At 72.6% G+C, this 25,279-nt stretch carries 23 protein-coding genes; 13 read left to right on the top strand and 10 right to left on the bottom strand.

What is annotated here, in order from left to right; all coding sequences use genetic code 11:
- Positions 1-106: 106 nt before the first annotated feature.
- Positions 107-634: a GNAT family N-acetyltransferase gene (locus tag BJY14_RS33940; RefSeq protein WP_179847338.1), complete on the top strand. Its 528-nt coding sequence runs from the start codon at positions 107-109 to the stop codon at positions 632-634.
- Here the strand turns inward: BJY14_RS33940 and BJY14_RS33945 are convergent.
- Together BJY14_RS33945 and BJY14_RS33950 are read right to left on the bottom strand one after the other, a co-directional pair.
- On the bottom strand, positions 631-996 hold the full coding sequence (locus BJY14_RS33945) for a VOC family protein (RefSeq protein WP_179847339.1): 366 nt from the start codon (positions 994-996) through the stop codon (positions 631-633). The two genes, BJY14_RS33940 and BJY14_RS33945, sit on opposite strands and share 4 nt — an antisense overlap.
- A gap of 30 nt (positions 997-1,026) precedes the next feature.
- The gene (locus BJY14_RS33950) at positions 1,027-1,800 is read right to left on the bottom strand and encodes an oxidoreductase (protein WP_179847340.1); all 774 of its coding nucleotides are present in this window, start codon (positions 1,798-1,800) and stop codon (positions 1,027-1,029) included.
- A gap of 81 nt (positions 1,801-1,881) precedes the next feature.
- On the opposite strand from BJY14_RS33950, the gene BJY14_RS33955 reads away from it, so the two are divergent.
- Together BJY14_RS33955 and BJY14_RS33960 are read left to right on the top strand one after the other, a co-directional pair.
- The gene (locus tag BJY14_RS33955; protein WP_218905709.1) at positions 1,882-2,460 is read left to right on the top strand and encodes a TetR/AcrR family transcriptional regulator; all 579 of its coding nucleotides are present in this window, start codon (positions 1,882-1,884) and stop codon (positions 2,458-2,460) included.
- A 66-nt stretch (positions 2,461-2,526) separates the two neighbouring features.
- A complete protein-coding gene (locus BJY14_RS33960; protein WP_218905710.1) occupies positions 2,527-3,702 on the top strand; it encodes a GNAT family N-acetyltransferase in 1,176 nt (391 codons plus the stop codon).
- 1 nt (position 3,703) lies between these two features.
- Here the strand turns inward: BJY14_RS33960 and BJY14_RS33965 are convergent, their stop codons facing one another.
- Complete coding sequence (locus BJY14_RS33965; RefSeq protein WP_179847342.1) at positions 3,704-4,735, bottom strand: glycoside hydrolase domain-containing protein; 1,032 nt, start codon at positions 4,733-4,735, stop codon at positions 3,704-3,706.
- A gap of 217 nt (positions 4,736-4,952) precedes the next feature.
- Here BJY14_RS33965 and BJY14_RS33970 point away from each other — a divergent pair, with 217 nt between their 5' ends.
- On the top strand, positions 4,953-5,624 hold the full coding sequence (locus BJY14_RS33970) for a hypothetical protein (RefSeq protein ID WP_179847343.1): 672 nt from the start codon (positions 4,953-4,955) through the stop codon (positions 5,622-5,624).
- A 60-nt stretch (positions 5,625-5,684) separates the two neighbouring features.
- On the top strand, positions 5,685-6,611 hold the full coding sequence (locus BJY14_RS33975; RefSeq protein ID WP_179847344.1) for an LLM class F420-dependent oxidoreductase: 927 nt from the start codon (positions 5,685-5,687) through the stop codon (positions 6,609-6,611).
- A 56-nt stretch (positions 6,612-6,667) separates the two neighbouring features.
- On the opposite strand, the gene BJY14_RS33980 is transcribed toward BJY14_RS33975, so the two are convergent.
- Positions 6,668-8,374: an MFS transporter gene (locus tag BJY14_RS33980; RefSeq protein WP_179847345.1), complete on the bottom strand. Its 1,707-nt coding sequence runs from the start codon at positions 8,372-8,374 to the stop codon at positions 6,668-6,670.
- A gap of 167 nt (positions 8,375-8,541) precedes the next feature.
- On the opposite strand from BJY14_RS33980, the gene BJY14_RS33985 reads away from it, so the two are divergent.
- Entirely contained in the window at positions 8,542-9,306 is a 765-nt protein-coding gene (locus BJY14_RS33985) for a TetR/AcrR family transcriptional regulator C-terminal domain-containing protein (protein ID WP_312879521.1), read from the top strand.
- On the opposite strand, the gene BJY14_RS33990 is transcribed toward BJY14_RS33985, so the two are convergent.
- The gene (locus BJY14_RS33990; RefSeq protein WP_179847346.1) at positions 9,303-10,133 is read right to left on the bottom strand and encodes a TIGR02452 family protein; all 831 of its coding nucleotides are present in this window, start codon (positions 10,131-10,133) and stop codon (positions 9,303-9,305) included. The genes BJY14_RS33985 and BJY14_RS33990 overlap by 4 nt on opposite strands.
- A 107-nt stretch (positions 10,134-10,240) precedes the next feature.
- Here BJY14_RS33990 and BJY14_RS33995 point away from each other — a divergent pair, with 107 nt between their 5' ends.
- Positions 10,241-11,674 carry a 3' terminal RNA ribose 2'-O-methyltransferase Hen1 gene (locus BJY14_RS33995; protein WP_312879522.1) on the top strand — a complete coding sequence of 478 codons (1,434 nt, stop codon included), beginning with the start codon at positions 10,241-10,243 and terminating at the stop codon, positions 11,672-11,674.
- Positions 11,671-14,226 carry a polynucleotide kinase-phosphatase gene (locus tag BJY14_RS34000; RefSeq protein ID WP_179847348.1) on the top strand — a complete coding sequence of 852 codons (2,556 nt, stop codon included), beginning with the start codon at positions 11,671-11,673 and terminating at the stop codon, positions 14,224-14,226. The genes BJY14_RS33995 and BJY14_RS34000 overlap by 4 nt, the downstream gene beginning before the upstream one ends.
- Before the next feature lie 53 nt (positions 14,227-14,279).
- On the opposite strand, the gene BJY14_RS34005 is transcribed toward BJY14_RS34000, so the two are convergent.
- The 3 genes from BJY14_RS34005 to BJY14_RS34015 form a co-directional block, all read right to left on the bottom strand.
- The gene (locus BJY14_RS34005; protein ID WP_179847349.1) at positions 14,280-14,546 is read right to left on the bottom strand and encodes a TFIIB-type zinc ribbon-containing protein; all 267 of its coding nucleotides are present in this window, start codon (positions 14,544-14,546) and stop codon (positions 14,280-14,282) included.
- 67 nt (positions 14,547-14,613) lie between these two features.
- The gene (locus BJY14_RS34010) at positions 14,614-15,513 is read right to left on the bottom strand and encodes a phosphotransferase family protein (RefSeq protein WP_179847350.1); all 900 of its coding nucleotides are present in this window, start codon (positions 15,511-15,513) and stop codon (positions 14,614-14,616) included.
- A gap of 8 nt (positions 15,514-15,521) precedes the next feature.
- Positions 15,522-17,201 carry an AMP-binding protein gene (locus BJY14_RS34015; RefSeq protein ID WP_312879523.1) on the bottom strand — a complete coding sequence of 560 codons (1,680 nt, stop codon included), beginning with the start codon at positions 17,199-17,201 and terminating at the stop codon, positions 15,522-15,524.
- A gap of 280 nt (positions 17,202-17,481) precedes the next feature.
- Here BJY14_RS34015 and BJY14_RS34020 point away from each other — a divergent pair, with 280 nt between their 5' ends.
- Complete coding sequence (locus BJY14_RS34020; RefSeq protein WP_179847352.1) at positions 17,482-18,447, top strand: Gfo/Idh/MocA family protein; 966 nt, start codon at positions 17,482-17,484, stop codon at positions 18,445-18,447.
- On the opposite strand, the gene BJY14_RS34025 is transcribed toward BJY14_RS34020, so the two are convergent.
- Positions 18,404-20,428 carry a hypothetical protein gene (locus tag BJY14_RS34025; protein WP_179847353.1) on the bottom strand — a complete coding sequence of 675 codons (2,025 nt, stop codon included), beginning with the start codon at positions 20,426-20,428 and terminating at the stop codon, positions 18,404-18,406. The genes BJY14_RS34020 and BJY14_RS34025 overlap by 44 nt on opposite strands.
- 314 nt (positions 20,429-20,742) lie before the next feature.
- Between BJY14_RS34025 and BJY14_RS34030 the strand changes: the two genes are divergently transcribed.
- Entirely contained in the window at positions 20,743-20,904 is a 162-nt protein-coding gene (locus BJY14_RS34030; RefSeq protein WP_179847354.1) for a hypothetical protein, read from the top strand.
- A gap of 121 nt (positions 20,905-21,025) precedes the next feature.
- On the opposite strand, the gene BJY14_RS34035 is transcribed toward BJY14_RS34030, so the two are convergent.
- Positions 21,026-21,505, bottom strand: a complete 480-nt coding sequence (locus tag BJY14_RS34035) for an Lrp/AsnC family transcriptional regulator (RefSeq protein WP_179847355.1) — start codon at positions 21,503-21,505, stop codon at positions 21,026-21,028.
- A 105-nt stretch (positions 21,506-21,610) separates the two neighbouring features.
- On the opposite strand from BJY14_RS34035, the gene BJY14_RS34040 reads away from it, so the two are divergent.
- From BJY14_RS34040 to BJY14_RS34050, 3 genes are all read left to right on the top strand, one after another.
- Entirely contained in the window at positions 21,611-22,807 is a 1,197-nt protein-coding gene (locus BJY14_RS34040) for an MFS transporter (RefSeq protein ID WP_179847356.1), read from the top strand.
- Positions 22,808-23,172: 365 nt separating this feature from the next.
- Complete coding sequence (gene manA, locus BJY14_RS34045; protein WP_312879526.1) at positions 23,173-24,300, top strand: mannose-6-phosphate isomerase, class I; 1,128 nt, start codon at positions 23,173-23,175, stop codon at positions 24,298-24,300.
- Complete coding sequence (locus BJY14_RS34050) at positions 24,297-25,214, top strand: ROK family protein (protein ID WP_179847357.1); 918 nt, start codon at positions 24,297-24,299, stop codon at positions 25,212-25,214. Before manA ends, BJY14_RS34050 begins: the two co-directional genes overlap by 4 nt.
- Positions 25,215-25,279 lie beyond the last annotated feature (65 nt).

Raw genomic sequence — 25,279 nt, forward strand, 5'->3', positions numbered from 1 at the left:
CGGGGGTCATCGGCGTTCTGGTAGGACGAAACGTCCTGCTTCGCGAGGTTGGGGGCGGGGGTGTTCGTGCGGGCTGGCAGGTCGGCTTCTGGAGAGGGCTTGGTGGATGGTCGGTATCCGAGAGTGCAGGGAGGAAGATCTTGAGCTGCTGGAGTCCTGCATTCCCTCGCCTGGCCGGACCAGGAGGCATGCGGCGCGGTTCGAGCAGCAGCGGCGCGGGCTCACCACGTTTCTGATCGCCTGGGCCGAGACCGCTCCCGTCGGAACGGGGCAGGTCCTGTGGCACGGCTGCGCCGCTCCCGAGGTGAGGCAGCTTTATCCGAACTGTCCCGAACTCAACGGTCTGGGGGTCTGGCCGCCCGAACTGCGGTCGCAGGGCATCGGGAGCGCCATCATCGACGCGGCCGAAGGCCTCGCGCGCCGGCGCGGTCACGACCGGATCGGGCTGGGTGTGGACGACGACAACCAGCGGGCGGCCGATCTCTACCTCCGGCTCGGTTACCAGGAGACCGGCTGCCGCTACCTCGATCGGTACCACTACATCGACGACCACGGGACCCGCCATGAAGTAGTCGACCCCGCGCGGTTCCTGGTCAAGCAGCTCGGTCGGGCGGGCGGTGTGCAGCCCTCTTAGGCTGATCGCAGGCAGAAGGGGTGTCCGGCCGGGCTGGCGTAGATCCGGCTGCCGTCCTCTTCCGGGTGGACGTCGTCTGTCGGGCGCAGCCTGGTGGCACCGGCTTCGAGCGCCGTGCGGTCCGCGGCCGCGAGGTCGTCGACGGTGAAGTCGAGGTGCATCTGCTGGGACGTGCCGTCCGGCCAGTTCGGGGCGATCTGTCCCGGGGCCGACTGGATGACGAGCACGGGCAGGCCGGGGGCCTGGACGAAGTGGTGGCTCGGCGTGCGGGTGATCGAGCCGCCGAGCAGCCGGTGCCAGAAGGCGCCTTCCGGCTCCGGTTCGGCGGCGTCGATGACCACGGAACTCAGGTTGATGATCACGGGTTTCCCGTTCTTCGAGTCGGGCGGTGCTCAGACGGTCGGGATGATGCCGCCGTCGACGCGGAACTGCGCTCCGGTGAGCCACTTCGCGCGCCGGGAGGCGAGGAACGCGATCAGGTCGGCGACGTCCTCGGGGTCTCCCGGGCGGCCCATCGGGACCTTCAGGTGGTCCACGATCCGCTGCTCGATCTCCTCTGGGCTGATGCCCTGCTGGTCGGCCATGCGCTGGAGGTGGGCGGCCGCGCCGTCGGTGACGACGAAGCCCGGAAGGACGCACACCACGCGTACCCCGTGCTCGCCGACCTCGGTCGCCAGCTCGCGGCTGTAGGCGTTGAGCGCCGCCTTGGCGGCGGCGTAGGACGCCTCGGTGCGCTGCGGGAGCCGGCTGGCGATTGAGGAGACGTGCACGACGACGCCGGAGCCGCGTTCGACCATCCCCGGTACCAGCGCCCGGTCCAGGCGCACGGCGCTGAGGAGGTTCATCTCAAGGTCCGCGCGCCAGGACTCCTCCGACCGGGTCAATGTCGGCGCCGGGGCGCTCGCGGCACCCGCGTTGTTCACCAGGACGTCCACCCCGCCCACGAGGTCGACGACGCGGCGGCCCAGTTCCGCCGCGCCCTCCTCCGTCGAGAGGTCCGCCGGAATGAACGTGGCGCCGTCCCCCTCCTTCGGCCTGCTCCGGGACGCCGTCAGCACGGTCGCGCCCGCGGCGGCGAACCGGCGGACGGTGGCCTGGCCCAGGCCGCGGCTGCCGCCGGTGACCAGCACTCGGAGGCCGCCCAGTCCTTCTTCTGTGATCGTCATGGGGATCTCCCTCGTAACATGAACCCGACTCCGGAAACAGTAGTACACAAACGGAACCGGACTCACCTTATGGAGGTCCCGTTGGCTTCATCGCGCCCGCTGCGCGCCGACGCGCGACGCAACCGCGAGGCGCTCCTCGCCGCGGCGCGGGAGGCGTTCCTCGGCGGCGACACCGACGCACATGTCGAGGAGATCGCCCGTAGTGCCGGCGTGGCGGTCGGGACGTTCTACCGCCACTTCGAGACACGCGAGGTCCTCATCGAGGAGGTCTATCGCAAGGAGGTCGACGACCTGTGCGCCGCACCCGTGGAGCTTCTGGACCGGCACGCCCCCGACGAGGCCCTGCGGCGCTTCCTGCTGCTGCTCGTGGACCACGCGGCCGTCGGCAAGGGGATGTCCGTCGCTTTGGAGAGCATCATGGCTACGGACTCACCGGTCTTCGGGACCGCCCGCACCCAGATGGCGAACGCCCTCGACCGGCTGCTCGCCGCGGGCGCCGAGGCCGGCGCCGTCCGCGGCGACGTCACGGGCTCCACCCTGCTGCGCGCGCTGGGCGGCATCTGCGGGATGCGCGCCACGGAAGGCTGGCAGGTCGAAGCCCGGCAGATCACCACCCTCCTCTTCGACGGCCTGCGCCACGGCGCCCGGCGGGCGAACTGAGCCGGATGCCCCGGCCGACTCCAGTGACCTTGGAAAACCTGTTGCGCGGCCGCATAGCGTGGAAGTGTGATCGAGATCAGGGACGTGCCGGAGGCCGATGCCGGGCTGATGGTCGACTTCGCCGGGATGGTGTTCCACGTCCCGGTCGAGGAGCTCGACCGCGAGCGGGACGGGTGGCCGGCCGTCCGGGCCGAGCGGATCGGCGCCTTCGACGGGGAGACGAAGGTCGGGCAGCTGGCGGCGCTGCCGATGCGGCTCGCGGTTCCGGGCGGGCTGCTCGACTGCTCGGCGGTCACGTTCGTCGGGGTGCTGCCCACGCATCGGCGCCGGGGGATCCTGACGTCCATGATGGACCGGATGGACGCCGATGCCATCGCGGCGGGGCGTCCGGTGGCCGCGCTGTGGGCGTCGCAGGGCGCCATCTACGGCCGGTATGGGTTCGGGCTGGCCACTTGGGCGATCGACCTGGAAGTGACCACGTCAAGTCCGCTGGAGTTCCGCACGACTCCGGACGATCGGCCGCTGCGGCTCCTCGAAGCCGCGTCCGCACCTGAGGTGCTCGATCCCATCCACCGGCGCTCGCTTCGCCCGGGCGGTCTCGTGCGCGATCCCGAATGGTGGGGCAAGGCGATCTTGCGGCCGGTCGACCGGGACTCGCCCGGCTACACCGCGCCGCGCATCGTCGTCCATCCCGCCGGCTACGTGGTCTACCGGGTCCGCGAGGGGACGGTCAGGGTGGTCGACCTCGTCGCCGACACCCCGCAGGCGGAGGCCGCGCTCTGGAAGTTCCTGGCGTCGATCGACCTGACGTCCCGCATCGAGGCGCTGGGCCGTCCGGTGGACGACCTGCTGCCGCACCTGGTCGCCGACCCCGACCGGGTCACCGTCAAGAGGGAGTTCGGCGCCCTCTGGCTGCGGTTGATCGACGTGCCTGCCTCTCTTCGCGCCCGCTCCTGGGCCACCGAGGACGCCTTCGTCCTGGAGATCGAGGACCCGCGCGTCCAGGCGAACGCCGGCCGCTGGCGCCTCACGACTGGCGCGGCGCCCGGTTGCGAACGCTCCGACGAGGCCCCGGATCTCAGTTTCAGCGCGGCCGACCTCGCGGCCGTGTACCTGGGCGGGCAGAGTCCGGTCACGCTGGTGCGGATCGGCGCCGTCGCCGAGCACACGCCCGGCGCGGCCGCGCGTCTGGAGGCCGCGTTGGCCGTCCCTCTGGCCCCCTACATCAACGACGACTTCTGAGTCAGCGCCAGAAGAAGACCTTCGCGCTGGCCTTGGCGATCGTCGCGGCGGCGGCGCCCTGGTGGAGGAGCTGGAAGCGCACGCGCTTGCCCGCCTCGACGGTGTCGGCGGCGAGGCCGTAGACGAGGTTGGTGGTGTCGCCGACGGAGATGAAGTCCTGGACGGGGCCGATCTGGTAGTCGGAGGCGTCGCCGTCCGCCACCTCGACCACCCGGGCCTGGATGAGCGTGCCCGCGGGGACGCCGCTCAGCGCCGCGCTCACCGACAGGCTGTAGCGGGCCGATCCGGTCAGCAGGCTGGGGCCGCCCGGGTCGTTGTGCTGGTGCTCCTTGTCGGAGTACTCCTTGCTCCAGGTGACCTCGGTCCACTTGCCGGGAGGAAGCTCCTGGTGGTCGCCACCGGTGCCGACGGACACGTAGTCGGGCATGTCGTCCTCTCCCTGGGGCGAGACGCCGACGCGCCACTGCCCGTAGTCGCTCTTGACGCCGCGGTCGTAGTCGACGCCGACGCCGTTGATCGTGTGGTCGTTGGAGTACTGCTGGAGCTGGGCGCGGGCGTCCCACCTGCCGCCCGACCAGGCGTACGTCTGCCAGCCGAAAGTGATCTTCTTGGCGTCGAAGGCGCGCTTGACCGGGCCGTGGCCGCCGTAGAGGCCGACCCGGTCGCGGCCGAGGACGCTCGCCGCGCCGTCCAGGTAGGCGTTGATCTCGTCCTGCTGCCCGGAGGTGGCGTCCCAGTCGGCGGCGAAGTAGATGGGCCGGTCGTCCGGCATGCCGCACGCCTTGGCCTGGGCGGCGGCGGCGCGGGCGTCGGCCGCGCCGGCGGACCGCCCGTCGAGGGGACGCCTGGCGGTCGACTCCCACACGACGACCAGCCAGATCCCCGCGCCGGACAGCTCGTCGGCCTCCTCGCGGGTCAGGTTCTTGCCGGTCGTGTCGTGCGACAGGTAGCGGCAGGCGAACTTCGCCCCGGCGCGTTCCAGCGCGGGCGCGCCGGGGCGGCCCCACGCGTAGTCGACGCCGAAGACAGCCATGTCAGCTCCATGTGTCGGGGATTGGTGGGGTCTAGGCGATTTAACAGGCTTGTGCTTTGGGGCGCAGGAGAACGCGGAGGTTGACTGTCCGTAAGGGGGTGGACGGTCAAGAGTCGCCGTGCGTGACGACACGCCGACGCGGCGTTGGCGGGCGCGCCTCCGGATCACTAGAACGGACGGTGACCGCTAGAAAACCGCAGGCCACGGGGGGTTCGTAGTGATCCGGACGTTGAGGGTGCAGGGCACGGTGCTGGCGATGGCCGCGCCGCTGCTGGGGGGCGTGCTCGTGCCGGCGGCGGCGCAGGCCGACGGACCCGGGCCGCGGACGAAACCCAAGCCGCACGGGAAGCACGCCGCGGTAGTGGCGCTACGCCTGAGTGGTCCCGTGAGCGCCGTGGTGCCGGGACGCACCTACGAGTGGACGTTCACGATGACCGCCAGGGGGCCGGGAAAGTCCGGCCAGGCGAGGTTCAGGATGAGATTGCCGAAGTCGCTGTCGTTCGTCTCGGGGAACAGGGACTGCGCGGCCGCGGGGTGGACGGTCGAGTGCGACCTCGGCGCCGTGCGCAGGGGCCGGACCGTGACCGGCGCGATCAAGGCCAAGGTGTCCGGTGACGCCCGGCCCGGCCAGAGGATCGGCCTGCGCGGGACGGTGACCTGGGGCCGGGCACACGCGGCCCGTGCGTTCCCGGCCGTCCGCGTGGGCGAGCCCGTCCACTTCGGCCACTCCAAGGCGGCACCGAAGAAGCCGCAGGGGGAAAAGACGAAGGCCAAGAAGCCAGCCGCGAAGAAGCCAGCCGCGAAGAAGCCGCATGCCAAGAAGCCGCGCGCCAAGAAGTCCGCCGCGAAGACGCCGGCGGCGGTGCGGAGGATCGCCCGTACAGGATGACGCCGGACGGGGCGCCGACCCGCCGCGCGACCGCCGCCCGGTTCGTACGAGGATGGGGACATGCGACTTCGAATCTTCACCGAGCCCCAGCAGGGGGCGACGTATGAGACACAGCTCGCCGTCGCCAAGGCGGCCGAGGACCTCGGTTTCGACGCGTTCTTCCGTTCCGACCACTTCGTCAAGATGGGGGACGTCGCGGGCGAGCCGGGCCCGACGGACTCGTGGATCACCCTGGGCGCGCTGGCCCGGGAGACCAGCCGGATCAGGCTCGGCACGCTGGTGACGGCCGGGACGTTCCGCTACCCGGGACCGCTGGCGATCTCCGTCGCGCAGGTGGACCAGATGAGCGGCGGGCGCGTCGACCTGGGACTCGGGACGGGGTGGTTCGAGGAGGAGCACACCGCGTACGGCATCCCGTTCCCGAGCCTGGGCGAGCGGTTCGAGCGGCTCGAGGAGCAGTTGCAGATCCTCACCGGGCTGTGGGGGACGCCGTCCGGCGAGACCTTCTCCTTCAGCGGGCGGCACTACAGCCTGAACGGGTCGCCCGCGCTGCCCAAGCCCGTGCGGCCGGGCGGGCCGCCGATCATCATCGGCGGGGCCGGGGCGAAGCGGACGCCGCGGCTCGCCGCCCGCTACGCCGACGAGTACAACGTCCCGTTCCACCAGGTCGAGGACACCGGCGACGCGTTCGAGCGGGTCCGCGCGGCGTGCGCCGAGGCGGGCCGGACGAGGCCGATGGTGTACTCGGCCGCGCAGGTCGTGTGCTGCGGCCGGGACGAGGCGGAGCTGGGGCGGCGCGCCGACGCGATCGGGCGGAAGGTGCCGGAGCTGCGCGAGAACGGGCTCGCCGGGACCCCGCAGGAGCTGGTCGACAAGATCGGCCGGTTCGGCGAGCTGGGCGCGGAGTGCCTCTACCTGCAGGTCCTCGACATGAGCGACCTGGAGCACGTGGAGTTGCTGGCCTCCGAGGTGATGAGCAAGCTCTGACGGCGAGGCGGGCCCGCGCCCGGGGGAGTCCCCGGGCGCGGGCCTCGCACATCCCGTCAGGCGGTCTGCTCCTCCGGGCGCGCGTGCATCGGCAGCAGGAACGTCACCAGGAAGGACAGGCCGAGGAGCCCGACCTCGACCCACAGCGTGATCTTCATGGCGTCGCCGAACCCGACCTTGGCCGCGTGCTCGCCGGCCCCGGCGACCGCCTTCTGGACGGCGGGCGCCGACTGCGGCGCGGCGGCGACGGCGGCGACGGTGGCCTTCTCGAGCCGGCGGCAGGACGCGGGCACGGCGGCGGCGTCCTTGGCGGTGGCGCGGTCGCGGCCGCAGTCGCGCAGGCCGTCCACGAGGCCGTCCCGCTGCGCGGCCGGGACGGACGCGGCGGCGAGGTCGCGGCGCAGGGCGGCGGCGCCGTCGTCGGCGGCGGACGCGACGTGCCCGCCGAGCACCCCGAAGAAGACCGTGCCGAGGACGGCCGCGCCGAGCGCGCTGCCGAGCTGCTGGACGGCGGTGAGCGTGCCGCCCGCCGAGCCGGTCTCCTCGGGCTCGACGCCCGCCAGCACGGTGTCGAAGAACGGCCCCATCAGCAGGCCCATGCCGATCCCGGTGACGGTCAGCGCGGGGACGAGCTGCCAGGGGGTGACGTCGATCCCGGCGTACCGGAGGGTGAAGTACAGCCCGGCGATCCCGGCGGCCATGATGACGGCGCCCGCGTGGATCACCCTGCGGCCGAAGCGCTGCACGGCCTGCATGACGCCGAACCCGATGACGATGCCGACCGACCACGGGATCTGCGCGAGGCCCGCCTTGAGCGGGGAGTAGCCGAGCCCGAGCTGGAAGAACAGCGCCAGCACGAGGCCGAGGCCGGCGACGCCGGAGAAGAACACCAGGCCGACGACGAGGCCGCCGGTGAAGCCGCGCTTGCGGAACAGGCTCGGCACGATCAGCGGGTCGCCGCCGGAGCGCTGCTTGCGGACCTCGTACCAGGCGAACGCGCCCCACACGACGAGGGAGGCGGCCATCATGGCGAACGTCCAGGCGGGCCAGTCGTGCTCGCGGCCCTGCACGAGGGGGTAGACCAGCAGGCCGGCGCCGAGGGAGGCGAGGGCCGCGCCGGTGAGGTCGAGGCGGGAGGCGTGCTCGGCGCGCCCTTCGGGCAGGAACTTCAGCCCGGCCAGCACGGCGGCGGCGCCCAGCGGCAGGTTGATCAGGAAGATCATGCGCCAGCCGGTGCCGAACAGGTCGGCGTCGATCAGCCAGCCTGCCAGCACCGGGCCGCCGACCGAGGACAGCCCCATGACCGGCCCGAACATGGCGAACGCCGCGCCCATCTCCTTCGCCGAGAACATCTGCTTGATCATCCCGATGCCCTGCGGCAGCATCAGCGCGCCGAACAGGCCCTGCATGGCGCGGGAGCCGACCAGCATCCCGGGGGAGCCGGCGATGCCGCACAGCAGCGAGCCGACCGTGAAGCCGGCCGCGCCGATGAGGAACATCCGCTTGCGTCCGTAGAGGTCGCCGAGGCGCCCGCCGGTGATGAGCCCGACGGCCATGGCGAGGGTGTAGGCGGCGGCGAGCCACTGGATGGTGGCCGCGGACCCGCCGAGCTCGGCGCGGATCGTGGGGGCCGCGATGGCCGTGATCAGGGCGTCCAGCATGTCCATGACCTCGCCGGCGAGGATCACGGACAGGGCGACCCAGCGCCAGCGGAAGCCGCCGTCCGCGGTGCCCCGGGCAGGGGAGGTCAGTGTGTCGGTCATGGTCACTCCGGGGGGAACGGTGTTCGTTGGTTACGAACAATGTTCTATGGGCGAACGCTGTTCGTGTCAAGTACGATGTTCGTGTTCGAGGAATCCTCTCTGTAATAGAGAAGATATATCGCGATTCGCGATAGTCAAGATGTATCGCGAGATTGGGAGGTCCTGCCGTGGCTGAAGCCGGCCGAGCCGCACGCCCGGACATGCCGACGCCGCCCGGCCGCAGGCCGCGCAAGGCCCCCTCCGCCCGGCAGCCGCTCACGCAGGAGCTCGTCGTCGACACGGCGATCCGCGTCCTGGACGCCGAGGGGCTGGAGGCCGTGACCATGCGCCGCGTCGCCCAGGAGCTCGGCACCGGGCCGGCGTCCCTCTACGCGCACGTCTCGAACAAGGAGGAGCTGCGCGAGCTGATGCTCGACCGGGTGGCCGCCGAGGTCCGGCTTCCCGTCCCCGACCCGGCGCACTGGCAGGAGCAGCTGAAGGAACTGGCCCGCGAGATCCGCCGCGTCTACACCTCGCACCGCGACATCGCGGTGGTGTCGATGTCGCTCATCCCCACCGGGCCCCATCTACTGGACGTCGCCGAGGCGCAGCTCGCCCTCATGGAGGCCGGCGGCGTGCCGAAGCGGATCGCCGGGCTCGCCGTCAGCACCCTCGGCATGTTCCTCGACGCCGACGCCATCGAGGACACGATGCACCACGCCAAGACGCCCCCGGGGGCGGGCGACCCGTGGACGTACTTCCAGACGTACCTCGACCAGATCCGTGAGTACTTCGCCGCCCTGCCGAAGGACCGCTACCCGACGATCTCCGGCATGGTGGACGAGCTCACGGGGGAGGACGGCGACGGGCGCTTCGAGTTCGGCCTCGACATGCTCATCCGGGGGATCGCCTCCTACGTCGAGGAGCCGTCCAGCCCCCGGAAGGACGGTTAGGCGAAGACGCGCTCGAACGCCGCGTGCCTGGGTGCGCCCGCGGCGGTGTCCCAGACGGCGAAGACCACGTGCTCGAACCGGTCGGCGAACTCTCCGCCCGGACGCAGCGCCTCGGCGAACACCTCGGCGACCTCGGCCGGGTCGTTGCGGAACACGCCGCAGCCCCAGGCGCCGAGAACGATCCGTCCGTGCCCGTTGGCCAGCGCCACGGCGAGGACCTTGCGGGCGCGCAGCCGCAGCGCCGCGGGGATCTGCTCGGTCTTGGCGGCGTCACGGATCGCGCCGCGGTTCGGCGCGGGCGACGTCAGGAACGCGACGCCGTAGGGCTCCTCAAGCAGACGCCCGGAGTCCTCCCGGAACACCGGGACGTCCGGCGAGTAGATCATGTGGTCGCTGTAGAGGAGATCTCCCTGCGCGCGGTGGAAGTCGTAGTACTCCCTGGCCGAGCACAGCGACTCGTACAGGCCCGACGAGCGCGCCAGCCCCTCCTCCTGGGCGTGGGCTCCGTTCAGGAAGCCGCCGCCCGGGTTCTTCGCGGACGCGAAGTTGAGCGCGAACGGCGTCGTCCCGGGGGCGCGCAGCCGGCGCGCGGCGGCGAGCGTGGTCTCTCCGGTGACCTCGATCCGCGTCCGCGTGCCGGGGTCGGCCGGAGGGAGCCTCTTCAGCAGCGCGTCCAGCTCCTCCGGCCGGTAGAGGACGGTGCGCCGGACGGCGTCGGCGAGGTCGTCGGCGATCGAGACGGCGCGGCCGGACGGCGCCGTGTAGTCGCCGCGTTCGAGGATGGCCACGGTCTCCTGCGCGGTCATCCGGCGGGGGTGTCTGCTCATGTCCCCCCGGATTCTGCTGGTCGCCCGAACCCGGGCGCAAACCGTTTAAGACCGGCGTTTCGGAAAAAGGGATGGGGGCGTCCGGCGCGTTCGGCCACACTTGGGGCGTGCTTCTGACGATCACCACGACGATGAGCCAGGCGACCGGCCTGGGGTTCCTCCTGCACAAGCATCCGGACCGGGTGCAGCGCTTCGAGCAGTCCTACGGCACGGCGCACGTCTTCTACCCGGACGCGGAGGAGCAGCGCTGCACTGCCGCCTTGCTGCTGGACGTCGACCCGGTCCAGCTCGTGCGCACGCGCGGCAGAGGCACGCCCGACTTCTCACTCGGCCAGTACGTGAACGACCGTCCGTACGCGGCGTCCTCGCTCCTGGCGTCGGCCATGGCGAACGTGTTCCGCACCGCCATGCGGGGCCGCTGCGACCTGCGTCCCGAACTGGCGGAGACGCCCATCCCGCTGGAGGTCGTCCTTCCCGCCCTCCCGTGCAGGGGCGGGCCCGGCCAGGCCGAGCGGTTCTTCGCCCCGCTCGGCTGGGAGGTGTCGGCCGCGCCCGTGCCGCTCGACCCGGAGTTCCCCGAATGGGGCGACTCCCGGTACGTGACGCTCACCCTGACCGGGACCCTGCGGCTCGCCGACGCCCTCAACCAGCTGTACGTGCTGCTGCCCGTCATGGACGACGCCAAGCACTACTGGATGGCGCCCGACGAGGTCGACAAGCTCATCCGGGCGGGGGAGGGCTGGCTGGCCGCGCATCCCGACCGCGGTGCCATCACGCGCCGGTACCTGGCCAACCGGCGCAGCCTCGTGCAGTCCGCGCTGGGCCGACTCGCCGACGCCGAGGAGGCGCCCGACGAGGAACTCGACCCCGTGGAGGTCGAGGAGGAGGGGCCCGCCGCCGAGGAGGGCCAGGAAGAGGCGGCGCCGGAGGAGGCGTCCGTCTCGCTCGCGGAACTGCGTCTGCGGTCGGTGGTGCGGGCGCTTCACGACGAGGACGCCCGCCGCGTCATCGACCTCGGCTGCGGTTCGGGGAAGCTGCTGGCGCGGCTGGCCGGGGACGAGTTCTTCACCGAGATCTCCGGGTCGGACGTCTCGTACCGGGCGCTCGGCCACGCCTCGCGGCGCCTGCGACTGGACAAGCGGCCTCGCCGTGAGAACGACCGCGTCCAGGACGTCTTCCAGGGCGCGCTCACCTACGCCGACGAACGGTTCCGCGGGTACGAGGCGGCCGTGCTGATGGAGGTCATCGAGCACATCGACCCGCCGCGCCTCAGCGCCGTCGAGCGGGTCGTGTTCGGCCACGCCTCACCCCGCGTGGTGGTCGTGACGACCCCGAACGCCGAGCACAACGTCCGCTACGAGGGGCTGGCGCCCGGGGCGATGCGCCACCCCGACCACCGTTTCGAATGGACGCGCCCGGAGTTCCGCGCATGGGCGGACCGGGTCGCCGCCGAGCACGGCTACCGCGTCCGCCACGTGCCCGTCGGCGACGACGACCCCGAGGTCGGCGCCCCGACGCAGATGGGAGTCTTCACGCGATGACCGAGATCAAGATCCCGGAGATGGGGCTCGTCGTGCTCGTCGGCGTGTCCGGGTCGGGCAAGTCGCACTTCGCGCGCAAGCACTTCAAGCCGACCCAGGTGGTGTCGTCGGACTTCTGCCGCGGGGCCGTGTCGGACGACGAGAACGACCAGTCGGCCACCGGCGACGCGTTCGACCTGCTGCACTACATCGTGGGCAAGCGGCTGCGGCGCGGCCTGCTGACCGTGGTGGACGCGACCAACGTGCAGAGCAAGGCGCGGGAGTCGCTGCGCAGGCTGGCCAAGGAGCACGACGTCCTGTCGGTGGCGATCGTGCTGGACGTCCCCGAGAGCCTCGCCGCCGAGCGCAACGCCGGGCGCCCGGACCGGCGCCTGGCACCGCACGTCATCCCGCGCCAGCGCCGCGAGCTGCGGCGCACCATGCGGTCGCTGGGCCGCGAGTTCCGCCGCGTCCATGTCCTGACCGGTCCCGACGAGATCGACGCCGCGACGATCCGGTACGAGAAGGCCTGGAACGACAGGCGCGAGCTGAAGGGCCCGTTCGACGTCGTCGGCGACGTGCACGGCTGCCGCGCGGAGCTGGAGGACCTCCTCGCCGACCTCGGCTACGAGATCCTCCGGGACGCGGAGGGACGCGCCGTCGGAGCGAACCATCCCGGCGGGCGGACCGCCGTCTTCGTCGGCGACCTGGTCGACCGCGGGCCCGACTCGCCGGGCGTGCTGCGCCTGGTGATGGGCATGGTGGCCGCCGGCGACGCGCTGTGCGTCTCGGGCAACCACGAGGCGAAGCTCGTCCGCGCCCTGCGTGGGGGCAAGGTGCGGCTCGCGCACGGGCTCGCCGAGTCGATGGAGCAGTTCGCCGCCGAGGACGAGGACTTCCGCGACGGCGCGCTGCGGTTCATGGACGGCCTCATCAGCCATTACGTCCTGGACGGCGGACGCCTGGTCGTGGCCCACGCCGGGCTCAAGGAGGACTACCACGGCCGCGCGTCCGGACGGGTCCGCTCGTTCGCGCTCTACGGCGACACGACCGGGGAGACCGACGAGTACGGACTGCCGGTGCGCTACCCGTGGGCGCGCGACTACCGGGGCAAGGCGATGGTCGTGTACGGCCACACGCCCGTCCCGGAGGCGGAGTGGGTGAACAACACCATCTGCCTGGACACCGGCGCGGTGTTCGGCGGGAAACTGACGGCGCTGCGGTATCCGGAGCGAGAGCTGGTGTCGGTTCCGGCGCGGCAGGTCTGGTTCGAGCCGACGCGTCCGCTGGAGGCGCCGGCCAAGGTGAGCGCGGGCGGCCACCGGGAGAACGACTTCCTCAACATCGGGGACGTCCTCGGGAACCAGGGCGTCGAGACCCGCCTGATGGGCCGCGTCTCGGTTCGGGAGGAGAACGCGCTGGCCGCGCTGGAGGTGATGAGCCGGTTCGCGGTGGACCCGCGCTGGCTCGTCTACCTGCCGCCCACCATGGCTCCCGCCGAGACGTCGCCCCTGCCGGGATACCTGGAGCATCCGGCCGAGGCGCTCGCCGCGTACCGGGACAAGGGCGTCCCGCGGGTGGTGTGCGAGGAGAAGCACATGGGCTCGCGCGCCGTGGCGGTCGTGTGCCGCGACGCCTCGGTGGCCGCCGAGCGGTTCGGCGTGGACGACGGGACGACCGGCGCGGTCTACACGCGCACCGGGCGCTCCTTCTTCCGCGACCCGTCCCGCACGGCCGAGGTGCTGGACCGGCTCCGCGCCGCCATCGGCGCGGCGGGACTCTGGGACGAGCTGGACACCGGATGGCTCGTCCTCGACGGCGAGCTGCTGCCGTGGTCGGCGAAGGCGATGGACCTCATCCGCACCCAGTACGCGGCGACCGGCGCGGCGGCCCGCGCCGCCCTGCCGGTGGCGGCCGACGTGCTCGCGCGGGCGGACGGGCGAGGTCTCGACGTCGGCGGCCTGCGCGAGCGCATCGACCGGCGGGCGGCGAACGCGTCCCGGTTCCGCGACGCGTACGCGCGCTACTGCTGGACGGTGGACGGGCTGACCGGCGTGCGCTTCGCGCCGTTCCAGGTCCTGGCCGGGGAAGGCCGCTCCTGGGCGGCCCTGCGCGACCACGAGTGGCACATGTCCGTGGCCGGGCGGCTCGCGGAGAGCGACGCGAGCGGTCTCGTCCAGCGGACGGGGTCGCTGACCGTCGACCTGGGCTCGCCGGAGTCGGAGGCCGCGGCCGCCGAGTGGTGGGAGAAGCTCACCGCGGCGGGCGGCGAGGGCATGGTGGTCAAGCCGCTGGGGCCGCTGCCGGAGGACGCCAAGGTGCAGCCCGGGATCAAGTGCCGCGGGCCGGAGTACCTGCGCATCATCTACGGGCCCGACTACCGCGAGCCGGAGCACCTCGACCGGCTGCGCCGCCGGTCGCTCGGGCGCAAGCGGTCGCTGGCGATGCGCGAGCACGCGCTCGGCGCCGAGGCCCTCGACCGGCTCGCGGGCGGGGAGCCGCTGTGGCGCGTCCACCAGGCGGTCTTCGCCGTCCTGGCGCTGGAGTCCGAGCCGGTGGACCCGCGCCTGTAGGCGCGTTCGCGCGCGCCACGGCCCGCTCCCTCGGGGCGGGCCGTGGCGCCCGGTCAGGTGGAGAAGAGCATGTGGAACACGCCGCCGTGGTGCGGGCGGTGGTGCCCGCCGTGGTGATGGTGGTGGACGGCCGGCGCCGGAGCGCCCCAGCCGGGCGCCGCGGCGGGCGGCGGCGCCGCGCGGTACTGCGACTCCATCTGGCCCAGGGCCTCAAGCTCGCCGTAGTCGAGGAAGATGCCCCGGCAGCTGTCACATTGCTCGATGTGGACGCCGCTGCGGGTGTAGGTCCGCATCACGCCACGACACTTAGGGCAGTGCATCGCCTTGTCGTCCTTCCGGTATGGATCCCCAGATAGAGGCTAAATGTAGGCCAGGTTCGGCGCCACGTCATGCCGCGTCCCCCGCCGCGGATATTCTCACGCAGGCGTCGACCATCGCCTGCTCCGCACCGTCGAGTGGCCGATCTTTCCTCCCGGCGGATATGACGCACGTGGCCGCGATCTGGATCGCAAGACTTCGGGCGGGAACGTCGAGGGCCGTCCAGGGATCGTCCTGCGCGGGGACGGCCGGGCCGCCCGCCTCCCTGTACGCGCCCAGGAATCGCTCCCAGTCCTCTGGTGGGAGGACCCCGGCGGAGTAGAGCGCCGCAGGACGTGCTAGGTCCCATGCGGGGTCGCCCCTGCCGAGATCCTCGATGTCGATGAGCCGCCATCGCCCACCCGGTGCGCGGACCATCTGCCCCAGATGCCAGTCGCCGTGGATGAGGCACGGGGTGCGCTCCTCGGGCTCCTTCTCCTCGCCGCGTATCCAGGCCGGGAGCGTGGTGAACGCGCGGCGCACCGCGTCCTCGGCGGGGCCGTCCTCCAGACGGGCGACCAGACGCGCCACCCGTGCCGGGCGCCCCCACGACGGCGCGTCGGCCGGGACGGGTTCCGAGTGCAGGGCGGCTAGGAGCCGGGCGCCTTCCTCCCAGGGAAGTTCCTTGGCCGGGTCCACGGGCTCACCGAACGTCGCGAGCGTGACCGTGCGGCCCTCCACGGTGAGCGGCGGCCCCAGAGCGCCGATGACCAGATCGGGCAGCGCTCCCGCCAGCCGTATCCGGGCGAGGAACGGCTCTCCGAGTTCCCGGTCGGCCTGGTGCGCCTTCACGACCACGTCGCCGACGCGGACGACGAGCACACCGTGCCGGTCGTAGAGGGTTTCCGGCCGTCCGTCCTGGGTGGCCTTCTGCCGCCCGATCTCGGCGAGCCGTGTGAAGAGCCCTGGCTGGACGGTCTCGGTGTGCACCCGACCAGTCAACCACTCCGGGCGGGGCCCATCCGCTCCGCCGACGAGGCGGCGAACTCGTCCCGCAGCCGCTGCCGGACGACTTTGCCCAGCATGTTCCGGGGGAGTTCCGTCCGTGGCAGGAACTCGGAGGGCACCTTGTAGTGCGACAGGTAGCGTTCGCAATGCCGGCGCAGCTCGTCCGCCGAGAACGGGTAGGCGGGGTGTTCCACCACGTGGGCGATGATGCGCTCGCCGCGCCGGGCGTCGGGGACGCCGACCACGGCGCAGTCGTGCACGGCCGGGTGGCGGCGCAGCACCTTCTCCACCTCGGACGGGGACACGGTGAAGCCGCTCACCTTGATCATGTCTCGCTGCCGGTCCACGATGGTGAGGAAGCCCTTCTCGTCCATCACCCCTATGTCACCCGTGCGGAGCCAGCCCTTCGACAGGGTCTGCGCGGTGGCGAGCGGCGCGTTCCAGTAGCCCGCGAACACCTGCGGCCCGCGCACGACGACCTCCCCCGTCCCGCCCGGCGGCAGGACCTTCGTCGGCTCGTCCTGGTCGACGATGACGACGTCGGTCATGGGCAGCGGCAGCCCGACCGTCAGGTTCCGCGCCCCGCCGCCCAGCGGGTTCGCGGTGACCGCCGGGGACGCCTCGGTCAGCCCGTAGCAGTTGATCAGGCCCCTGGCCCCGACCTCGGCGAGCCGGTCGATCGTGCTCCGCGACAGCCCCATCGCCCCGGAGATGAAGATGCGCGGCGAGCGCAGGTCGTCAGGCCGGAACCGCGGGCTGTCGAGCACCTGCTCGTACAGCGTCGACACCCCGGGGAAGATGGTCGGCCGGTACTTGCGGAGCGCGCGCACCACGCGGTCGCCGTCGTAGCGGGGGAGCAGCACCACCGCCCCGGCCGTCATCACGGGCGCGACGAGGCAGCTCATCAGTCCGAACGAGTGGAACAGCGGCAGCACCGCAAGGGTCACGTCCTCGCCGGGACGCCCTTCGAGGTCCCACGCGTGCTGCTGGCAGGCGTTCGCGACGAGATTGCGGTGGGTGAGCATCGCGCCCTTGGGACGCCCTTCCGTCCCACCGGTGTACTGGATGGCGGCCAGATGCCTGGACGGGTCCAAGGGCAGTTGCCGTACGCGGCGCGCGGGCGCTCTCTGCAGCTCCTTGAACGGGACGACGCCCGGGTCGTTCGGCACGTCCGCGGTGATGGCCGCGCGCCGCCGCTGCATCTGCACGAGCGGGAGGCGCAGGGCGATCCGCCTGCCGACCGGGAGGAAGTCGGCCAGGGACGTCACGATGACGTGCTCCAGACCCAGCCGGTCCCGCACGGCCTTCACCGTCTTGTAGGAACGATCCAGCACGACGGCGACGCGCGCGCCGCAGTCGGCGAGCTGCCGGAGCATCTCCTCCTCGGTGTAGAGGGGGTTGTGCTGGACCGCGATCGCGCCCCTGCGCAGCACGCCGAAGAACGCGATGACCTGCTGCGGGCAGTTCGGGAGGATCAGCGCCACCCGGTCGCCGGGCTGCACTCCCAGCCGGTGCAGCCCGTCGGCGAACCGGTCCACGGCCTCGCGCAGGTCGCGGTAGCCGATCCGCCGGCCAAAGAAGATCAGCGCGTGGTTGCGCGGGTACCGGTCCGCGGCATCGTCGAGCAGGCGCGTGACGGGGACGTCCGGGACGACGATCTCCCGGGGCACCCCCGGCTGATACCACTGCCGCCAGGGTGAGGAGCGCAGTGACGAGTGCCACATAACGCTCGATTGAATCATCTTCGGCACCTTCGCGAGAGGCGAGTTCCTCTGGTCCTGCCCCCCGGAGGACTCGATCGCGAGGGAAGCCGCTGCGAGACCGGCGGGTTGACGGTCCCCCGGCGGCGCTCTAGTTTCGGTCCAGTCCTTAATTGAGCCGTAGGGAGATCGCGGCGGAAGCGGCGGAGCCGTGCCGGCCGGCCGAGCCGTTCGGGGTGTTTGGAGAACGATGAGGATCGCGTTCGCGGGACTGGCCACCACCTACCACCCCGATGTCGACGCTCGGTTGCTGCGCGACCGGGCGATCACCGAGCTCGTCGTCTGGGGCGACGAGGACGGGTCCTTCGCGGCGCGGCACGGCGCCAGGCCGGTCCGATCGCTGGAGGAACTCGTCGCGGCGGGGCCGGACGCCGCCGTCGTCACCTGCCGGCCGCGTGCCGTGGCCGGCGTCGTGCGGCGGCTGGCGGAGGCCGGGATCCCGGTGTTCGTGACCAAACCCGCCATCGGCACCGCAGTCGATCTCGACCGGCTGGACCAGGTCGTCGAGACCGCCTCGACCCCGGTGACGACGTGCTCGGTGCTGCGGTTCGCGCCGGCGGTGAGAAGGCTCGCCGAGACGGTTCGCGCGATGGAAGGCGGCGCGGCCTCGGACGTTCTCGGGGTGCGCGTCACCGTGCGGCACTCCGTGGCGGCCTACCTGTCTCCCGAACGCCGCTGGCTCGACGACCCGGCCGAGGGCGGCGGCACCCTGGCGACGATGGGCCTGCACGGCGTCGAACTGGCGTCCGCGGTCCTCGGGCCCGGACTCGACGCGCACTGGGCGAGCCGGTCGGTCCGCGTCCACCGCGGATCGCTGTCGGAGGACACCGGAGTGATCGCCCTGGCCTGGCCGGACGGGCGGTACGGCCTCGTGGAGGTCCTCGGCGCGACCGACGAGGACCGGTACGAGGTCGCCGTGCACACCAGGCAGGGGACGCGGACGGCCACGCTCACGGGCGACGTGGACGACCCGTTCGAGACGTTCGGCTACGCCGGGACGGTGGACGCCTTCCTCGACGGAGTCCGCGAGGGCCGGGCCGCCGTCCCCTGGACGACGACCCGTGAGGTCCTCGGCGCCGTCGTCGACGCGCGGAACTCGGCGTTTCCCGCTGTCAGTCGCGCAGATCCACCCGGAACAGCTCCGCGCCGTCGCTGAACAGGAGCCGGTGGTCGCCCTGCACCGCCAGCCTGCGGAGCGGATGCTCGGCCACCAGGGTGGGCGCCCGCCCGGACTCGGGGTCGATCCGGTAGATCCGGCCGCCGTCCATGCCGACGTACAGCGCCTTCCGGGTCGCGACGATGTCGCCGCCCGCGGTGGTCGAGCCCAGGACGAAGCGCTTGAGGACCCGGCCGCGGCGCGGATCGACGGAGAACACGGTCGTTCCGGCGACCCCCCAGAGCTTCCGGTCGGGGCCGATGGTGACGGAGCCGACGGTTCCGGCACCGGGCACGGGGAGGGTCTCCCACAGCTTGCGGCTCCGGGCGACGTCCCAGGCGAATACCGCCCCCTCCTTGCGGGTCGGTGGCGTCGTGCCCAGACCACCGGTGATCGACGTCCCCCCGTAGACGACGCCGTCGCGCGCGGTCAGGGAGAAGACGCTCTCGTCCTGGACGACGTTCCGGGTGACCTGGGTCTGGCCCGTCTTCGGGTCGTGGACGGCCAGCGCCCCGCCGAGCCGGTCGCCCTCGGGCACCGTCCCGACGGCGATCTTGCCGTCGACCTCGGCGAGCGCACGAGCGCGCATCTGCAGCTCGGGCTTGAGGTTGACCGCGAGCCGGGGATTGTCGGGCGTACCGGCCGGACCGGGCGAGTACTCCGGGCTGCTCCACGGCTCGGACGGGTCGTGGGAGTAGAGCCGGGCGTCGGGGTACGCGCCGATCCATACCCTTCCGTCGGATGCCTCCAGCACCGACTCGACCTGGGAGAAGCGGTTGAAGGTGGCCGTGCCCGACTCCGGGTCGACCAGCGAGAGGCCGCCGTTGAGGAATCCGCCCGCGTAGGCCCGGGTGCGTCCGCCCGCGAGCGACAGGATCTCGATCGGCTCGCGGCGGACCTCCGTCGGCAGGATCGCGTACTTGCCGGTCTGCGGGTTGTAGCGGAACATGTCGCCGCGCCAGAGCGTACCCACCACGCTCGTGCCCGGATAGTCCGGCAGATTCAGCTCGGCCCATCCGATCGAGCGGGCGTTCTGGACCCTGCCGGTGAACGTCAGCCCGGTACCGGTGAGAGTCCTGGCCGCCGGGTCGTAGCGCTTCAGTTCGCTCTTCTGGATCAGGTAGATCTCGCCGTCGGCGCCGGCGGGCGAGACGTCGAGTCCGTGGGCGTCGGGGATCTCGTCCGTCCACTGGCCCGAGGCGACGTCGTACACGAACAACGGGCTGGGGAAGGCGTTGCCGATCCGCACGTAGAGGCGGCCGTCCCGGGCGTTGATGTCGTAGACCTGCTTGCCTTCGATCGAGCCCAGGCCGGGCGGTGCCGGCAGCTCCCGGGAGACTCCCGTCTGGGGATCGAGCTCGGCGATATGGGCCTGGGCGTAGGACCCCGTGTAGACCTTGCCGTCCATGTAGGCGATGCTTTTGACGTACGTCTGCCCGGGCACAGGCTGCCCGTAGTCGCGGACCGCTCCGGTGCGCGGGTCGTACTGGAACACCCGGCCGCCCGGGAAGGTGCCGCCGTAGATGTTCCCGTCCTGGTCGCTGGTGAGCCGCCAGATGAACGTCTGGTCGGGCAGCGGGCGGCCCAGGTCTTCCACGGTGTCCCCGGAGCCGGGGCGCCATCGGTACAGGTGGCCGTTGTTGTAGGTCCCGGCGTAGATGGAGCCGTCCGGTGTGGCGATCACCGCATAGCCGCCTTCGGCGCCCGGCAGCGGCGCCGTGACCAGGCGGCTGCCGTCGGCGGGGTCGACGGCGTTCAGGTGGGCGGGTTTGCCGGTCGAGACGTTCCACAGCGCCGGCCGCCCCTCCGGCCCCGGGGCGACGACACCACCGATCAGCAGGACGTCGGAGAGCGGGACGCCGAGCGGCACCACGGTCGCGCCCGGAACGTGGGCGAGGTCGGCCGAGGCGGGCACGGCGATCGTCATCGGGGCGAGCAGGGCGGCGGTGAGCGCCGCCGTGATGGGGCGTGGTCTGGGCACAGGGCCTCCCGGTCCGGAGGGTTTACGGTCCTGGCCGAAAGAGTTACGCTGCCGATCCGCGCTCGTCAACCCTCCAGGTGCAGGGGAGGGAGCCCGTACCTGCGAGGGATCGGCGTCTTCCAGAGGTCGACTTTCAGCCTCGACCGTTAGTTAGTGAGTTGGTATCACTGCCGATTGCGTTGAGGTGAGGAGTCGATCCATGAGACGAGTCAGAGCTCTGTCGACGGTGCTGCTGCTGCTCGGGTGACCGTGGCCGTCGCGCCCCCGCCTCGGCGGCGAGCCTGAGACAACTGCCCGCACTACCCCTGAGCAGCGTGACCACGCCGGGCGGCGCGGTCGTACACCGTCCGGACGGCGTCGCGTACCTCTACACGGTGTCGACCGTGGCGGCCGGGAGCGCGCCGTTCTCGGTCATCGACACCGGGGACGGCAGCCGCGAGTCCGGGACGTCGATCTCCCGGGGCACCCCCGGCTGATACCACTGCCGCCAGGGTGAGGACCGCAGTGACGAGTGCCACATAACGCTCGTTTGAATCATCTTCGGCACCTTCGCGCGGTGCGAAGAAAGGCGGACGCGCGGGCGGCGTCCGCGCCGACTCAGCGCGTCCAGCCCTCCGAACGCGTGACCGTGCGGCTCTCGGGCGTGGTCGGCTCCACCGCGCGGCCCTCGTAGGCGGTCGACAGGACGATGTGCGAGTTCATCTCGCCGTGCTCCCCGAGGCGTTCCAGGAGCCCTTCCAGGTGCGGCATCGAGGCGACCCGCACCTTCAGCATCGAGCACCAGTTGCCGCTCAGCTTGTGAACCTCGGTGACCTCGGGCAGGTCCTCGGCGGCGGACGTCTTGAGCAGGCAGCGGCCGAGGGCGCAGCGCATCTGGACGAAGGCCGTCAGCGGCTGGCCGACCCTGGCCGGATCGACGCTCGCCCGGTACCCGGTGATCACACCGGACTCCTCGAGGCGCCGCACCCGTTCGGCGACCGCCGGGGGTGACAGGTTCACCAGAGCCGCGAGGCGGTTGAACGACAGGCGGCCGTCCCGCTGCAGCTCGGCGAGGATCCGCCAGTCCGTCTGATCCATGTGGAAGGTCCTTTCGGGGAATCGCTTTGCAACCTATAAGTCGAAAGGACTGGACGCCAGGGATCATCTATTCCGTCCGGGAATCGGCGTTTCTAGCGTTAAGGCATGGAGAAACGATCCCGTCCGATGGCGGCCCTCTGCTCCGGCGTCGCCCTGATGAACGCGTCGATGGCGGTGGCGAGCGCGACCGCGACCCTGGTCGCCGCGGACCGGCTCGGCGCCGGATGGGGAGGCGTGCCGAACACCGCCGGCATCGTCGGGACGGGCGCCGGCGCGCTCGCGCTGACCCGGCTCGTGCGGACGAGCCGCCGCCGCGCCTTCGTCCTCGGCTACGCCGCCGCGGCGGCGGGCGCCTGCCTGGCCGCCCTGGCGGTCGCGAACGGCGACGTCATCGGGCTCTGCCTCGGGATGCTGCTGCTCGGCCTCGGCAACGCCGGGGCCCAGCTCTCGCGGTACGCGGCGGCCGACCTGCACCCGGCCGGACGGCGCGGCCTCGCCATCGGGCTCGTGGTGTGGTGCGCGGCGGCCGGCGCCGTCGGCGGGCCGCTGCTGCTCGACCCGTCCGGCGCGGCGGCCACCGGCGCCGGCCTCCCCGCGTTCACCGGCCCGTTCCTGTTGGCCGTCCTGACCTGCGCGGTCGCCGCCGGCACCGCGACCGGCGGGCCCGCCGGCCGGGCGGGGGCGCAGGGCTCGCCGCCGCCGCTGCGCCGCCTGGCCCGCACCCCGGCCGCCCGCTCCGCGCTGGCGGTGATGGTCACGGCCCAGGTCGTGATGGTCGCCGTCATGACGGCCGCGCCGCTGGACATGCACCTGCACGGCGACGGCCTCGGGGCGGTCGGCATGACGCTGTCCGCGCACACGCTCGGCATGTTCGCCCTGTCACCGCTGACCGGGCGGATGACCGACCGGTACGGCGCGCATCCGGTGATCCTCGCGGGCCTGGCCGTCCTCGCCCTGTCCACGGCGCTCGCGGCGGTCGCGACCGGGTCGCCGGGGCGCGCCGCGGCGCTCTTCCTGCTCGGGTACGGCTGGAACCTGTGCTTCGTCGGCGGCAGCGCGCGCCTCGCCCGCGACCTGCCCGAGGCGGAGCGCCAGCACACCGAGGGCGCCGTCGACGCGGCCGTCTGGACGGTCGCCGCCGCGGCGAGCCTGCTGTCCACGGCCGTCCTGTCGGCGGGCGGGTACGCCGCCCTGGCCTGGGCGTCCTGCGCCGGAGCCCTCGCCGTCGCGGCCGGCCAGGTACGGCGCCGGGCGCCGCTGGCGCGTCCGGAGCCGGACGGGCGGGGGATCGGACGGCCGTGACCGGGTCAGATGCGGCCGGTGCCGCGGCAGACGTTGCACCGCTCGTGGGTGGCGGTGCTGGTGCCGGTGCCGTTGCAACCGGGGCACGACCGCGTCGCCGGTTTGTTGTGCTTGCCCAAGTCCACCACCCCCTGGGGGTTCATCCTAGGGGCTCGGCCGATCCCATGCCGTGCCCGCTTAGGAGTTCGACGGCGGGACGCCGCGGGTTCACCGGCGCGCCAAGTGAACCCGCGCCCGGGCCCGGGTAACGGTGCGGCACGGTCGACCCGAGTCGCGTTCGCCTTCCCCTCCGACGCTTGTACGCTGTCCCTCACGCGCGCCGTCGTCCGGTCACGGTGCCCCGAGCAAGGAGATCGCGCAGGTTGGTGCCATTGCCGCTGACCACCGCGATCCGTCCCTACGACTGGGGATCGCGGACCGCCCTGCCCGAGCTGCTCGGCGTCGAGCCGACCGGGCGACCGCAGGCCGAGCTGTGGGCGGGCGCGCACCCCGCCGCCCCTTCCCGCGTGGACGGGACGCCCCTCGGCGCCCTCATCGACCGCGACCCGGCCGGCATGCTCGGCGCCGCGTGCGTGGACCGGTTCGGCCCGACGCTGCCCTACCTGCTCAAGGTGCTGGCCGTGGAGAGGCCGCTGTCGCTCCAGGTGCACCCCACCATGGCGCAGGCCGAGGCGGGGTTCGCGCGCGAGGAGGCGCAGGGCATCCCCGTCGACGACCCCGCCCGCACCTACAAGGACCCCTTCCACAAGCCCGAGATGGTCTGCGCCCTCACCGAGTTCCACGGGCTGTGCGGCTTCCGCGACCCCGCCGAGACCGCCGCCCTGCTCGAAGGCCTGAAGGTCCCCGAACTGGACCCGTGGATCGGAACGCTCCGCGCCGAGCCGCCCGCCGAGGCGCTCCGGACCGTCCTCACCCAGATGCTGGACGAGCGCTCCCGGCCGCTCCAGGCCGCGGTCGAACCGGCCCTGACCGGCGTCTACGCCGACATCGCCCGCGCCCACCCCGGCGATCCCGGGGTCCTCGCCGCGCTCCTGCTCGACCACGTGGAGCTCAAGCCCGGCCAGGCCCTCTTCCTGGACGCCGGAGTGCCCCACTCCTACCTGGGCGGCCTCGCGATCGAGGTCATGGCGAACTCCGACAACGTCGTGCGCTGCGGGCTCACCTCCAAGCACATCGACGTCCCCGAGCTGATGCGCGTCGTGCGGTTCGTCCCGTCCAGGTCCCACCGCGTCGAGCCCACGCAGGACTGCCGGTACCGCACGGCCGCCGAGGAGTTCACCCTCGTCCGCCACGACCTCTCGCAGGTCCCCGAGGACCTGCCCTCCGGCCTTCCGCAGACGCTCCTGTGCCTGGAGGGCGAGGCCCGCCTCACCGCGCGGCCGCCCCTGACCCTCGGCCGGGGCGAGGCCGCCTTCGTCCCCGCCGGCGCCCCCGCCACCCGCCTCACCGGACACGGCACGCTCTACCGGGTGCTCCCGGGGATCGGGTCATGACCGTCCTCGCCCTCGACATCGGCGGCACCAAGTTCGCCGTCGCGCGCGTCGACGCCGGCGGCGAGCTCCTCGACCGCGCCGAGCACCCCGTCGGCCAGGCGCCCACCGCCACCCTGCGCGGCCTCGTCGCCGACTTCGCCCGCCCCGGCCTGACCGGCGTCGGCATCGGCTCGGCCGGCCCGATCGACGCGGCCGCGGGCACCGTCAGCCCGATCAACATCCCCCGCTGGCGCGGCTACCGGCTCGTCGCGGCCGTCCAGCGCCTCGTCCCCGGGGTGCCCGTCACCCTGGCGGGCGACGCCCAGTGCATGGCGCTCGGCGAGTGGTGGCGCGGCGGCCACGACGGCGGATCCCTGCTCGGCATCGTCGTGTCGACCGGCGTGGGCGGCGGCCTCGTCATCGACGGCCGCCCCTGGACGGGACGCACCGGCAACGCGGGCCACATCGGCCACGTCATCGTCGACCACGACGGCGAGGCCTGCGTCTGCGGCGCCCGCGGCTGCCTGGAGACGATCGCCGGCGGCCCGAGCATGGTCCGCTGGGCGCTCGCCCAGGGCTGGACGCTCGCCCCCGCGACGGGCCGCCCCGACGCCCGCGCCCTGGCCGCCGCCGCCCGCGCCGGCGCCCCCGTCCCCCTCGCGGCCTTCCGGCGCGCCGCCGGCGCCCTCGCCACCGCGATCCTCAACACCGCCTCCGTCCTCGACATCCGCGACGTCGTCATCGGCGGCGGCGTGGCGGCCGCGGGCGACCTGCTCCTGGACCCGCTGCGCGCCGCGATCGCCGCCCGCGCCGGCATGCCGCACCTGCGCGACCTGCGCGTGTCCTGCACGGCCCTGGAGCGCGACGCCGGCCTCTACGGCGCCGCGGCCCTCGCTCTCCTCGCCTCCGGCGAACCCCTCCGCCCCGCCCCCTGAATCAGAGCCTCAACGCTTCCTTAAAGCCGCCATAAGGAGGGCGGCGGGCCGGGGCAGGGGTGCGA

The sequence above is a fragment of the Actinomadura luteofluorescens genome (genome assembly GCF_013409365.1).
Taxonomy (GTDB): Bacteria; Actinomycetota; Actinomycetes; order Streptosporangiales; family Streptosporangiaceae; genus Spirillospora; species Spirillospora luteofluorescens.